Annotated in this window: 1 protein-coding gene; it reads right to left on the bottom strand. The window is 33.2% G+C overall.

Annotation, left to right across the window (positions count from 1 at the left end):
* Nucleotides 1–184: 184 nt before the first annotated feature.
* A partial coding sequence (locus tag JEP40_RS18890) for a T6SS phospholipase effector Tle1-like catalytic domain-containing protein (RefSeq protein ID WP_198624800.1) occupies nucleotides 185–2354 on the bottom strand: 2170 nt, incomplete at its 5' end.

Below are 2354 nucleotides of genomic sequence, written 5' to 3'. Positions count from 1 at the left end.
CTATTTGATAAAATAATATTAGTAAAAAAAAGAGAGAAACCAATAAATATAAATAACCACTTTAATGGTTTTTTCCAATTTATCGGTTTGTCTTGGGTAAACTCAGGGTAACGCGGAGGATATCTCACGATATATCTCCTGATCTTTTAGAGATAAAGTTAAAATAAAGGGAATTAATACTAATTTAAGCAATTGATAAGATTTTTTTAGTATCAATAAGTTGAGTTAAACTATTTATAACACCTTCTGTTTTTTCAATAACAGATTGAGCGACAGCAATTGATTGTATAGGGCCCGCATTTTTAGTTGGTTTAACATCTTCAGGATTAAGGGGGAGCGCTAATCCTGTTATTGCATTTACTACTTCATATTCCATTGACATAACGCCTAATGTACCCGCAAAAGCACCTAATGCATTTTTAATGTTTTTTTGCCTCACTACATACGCCATACCACCAATAAATGTCGCTATGCCAATTAATTTTCCCGCTATTGCAACAGGAGATAAAAATTTATTTGTTTCACTATCAGCATAGATCATTCGATAGCTAAAATAGCTTGCCCAAGGTTCTCTAGATTGTAATGCATCATGCATAAACCAAGCGCGAGAATCATGAAATTGGTCATCAAATAAATCTCTTGTTAATAATTCATCAGGAGAAAGTATGTTGTTTTCTTTAAATAAAGGAAATCCATAACCTTTTTTATAAATATCATCACCACTTTTTTTCATATAAAAATATTCAGCTTTCTCATCATCAGTATTTAATAAGCACATTATATTCGTTAGTAAATTATCGATAGAAAATTGTTTCCAATTTCGGACTTCTCTTCGCCCATTATAATAGTCCGCTTTAAATTCTTCAGCTCCTTCTCTTAATTGTGTTTTACCTAGCATGGGCTCATAAATACTAGGTCCTGCAAGATCGCTTGGTGAAATGGTATCTGTACCTTGTTTTATTTTTTCTTTCTGTTGTTCTTCTATCTCCTCTTTAGTTTTCTCCCATTTTTCTTTATCTTCTTTGATCTTTTCAGTGCCATGCTGTAATGCATTTTTATAAAAATCTTGATTAAAAAGATTCATATCGGCATATCTATCGATACGCCAAGCTGTCATCCATGCCATTTGTTTTTCGACGATTTTTTCTAATGTTGTATTTGTACGGCAAGCATTGAAAGTTCCCGAAAAATGAGTAGTAGCGACTGGAGGTAATCCTAAAGTAATTTTTCGCCATGCGTTAAAGCGTTGAATTAGAATTGGGTTGATTTTGAATAAAGTTTGAATTTCTCTAGTAATACTTGCACTCATATAATTACCACTTTTATTTTTTGGTGATTTTCCTATGATATTTAATGGAGCTCCTATTAGAAATGCTGAAAGATAAAGATCATGTAAGACGATTTGTGAAACTAGCATGGAAGGGTCTTCAAATGCCTTACCCTGATCGCCTACCAGATATCCTCCGCCAATATCGGAGTGAACACCAGGATAAACCACTTCTTCAATATCGGATATTTTAGGATAACGGCCATAATTATTACCATTAATATTTTTATTATTCACAGATGTATCTGTTTTATTTTTTTCATTCTCCCAAATTGAGGGCCGTCTTACTGTATCTAGAGGAAAACAGAAACGTTGTTCATGGGCAGAAACAAAGTGACGACAGCACTTAATAAAGTTAGGAAAAACTTTTTCATTGGGGAGTTGTTGAGTGCCATTTGCCCAATCCATATGACCTGAAAAAAAAGGTGCTAAATGTACTATACCCACAGAGGGCACCGTATCTAAAATACCAATAAATTCAACTTTTACATTAATGCCACATAATTGTTGAGATGGTTTATCAGCGCCTTCAGGAGTATCGAATAACTGAGTTACCCAATTAACAAAAGTTCTTGCTTCGGCTGCACCACGTGAGAAACCATAAACATAAAGTTTAATCGTTAATGTTTTAGGTTTAAGTTGTAATCCTTCAATAATCTCTTTTTTATTAATTAAAGAATGGATAACCGCACGGCGACGACCTTTACCACTAATAGGAAGATATGTTGGAGTTGCCATATCTTTTAAATGGATACGTAACTGAGGTAGTGTTAATTCATCCAAGTTAGAAGAAACAATTAAAGTATTTGCTAACATTAATAAAGCCCAATTAATACGATTCTCTCCTCCTGTTGCAAATATTAACCCCATATTAGTGAAATTATATTCTGCTATTTCAGGAAAAGCAGTACCAACACCAGGCATATAATATTTAAAATATTCTCTTTGTTTTTTATCTGGGTTATTTTCATCTTCATACGTTGTTTCAAATAATCGCGTAATATTGGTAGCTGTTTTAGGTTCAGCA

This window comes from Proteus vulgaris, from assembly GCF_016239305.1.
Taxonomy (GTDB): domain Bacteria; phylum Pseudomonadota; class Gammaproteobacteria; order Enterobacterales; family Enterobacteriaceae; genus Proteus; species Proteus vulgaris_C.
Note: the sequence above shows the minus strand (reverse complement) of the source record. Positions and strands in the feature narration are given on the sequence as shown.